We start from the raw sequence: 222 nt of genomic DNA on the forward strand, positions 1-222 counted from the left end.
ACCCGTTCTCGTCACCTTTTTGTGGCCGGAAACTCTATTTTTTGACGACGAGACCTATTCTCGTCACCTTTTTGAGCCGTGAAATGCTCATTTTTGACGACGAGACTTATTCTCGTCACCTTTTTGAAACCGAAAACTCTCTTTTTCGGCGACGAGACTTATTCTCTTCACCATTTTGTGGCCGGAAACTCTATTTTTTGACGACGAGACTCGTTCTCGTCA

General features: G+C 44.1%; 1 protein-coding gene. It reads left to right on the top strand.

Annotated features, from left to right (window positions below):
* Positions 1-41: 41 nt before the first annotated feature.
* A partial coding sequence (locus tag LIZ98_RS17875) for a hypothetical protein (RefSeq protein ID WP_227140486.1) occupies positions 42-222 on the top strand: 181 nt, incomplete at its 3' end.

The organism is Caldibacillus sp. 210928-DFI.2.18 (assembly GCF_020554505.1).
GTDB classification, from domain to species: Bacteria; Bacillota; Bacilli; order Bacillales; family Caldibacillaceae; genus Caldifermentibacillus; species Caldifermentibacillus hisashii.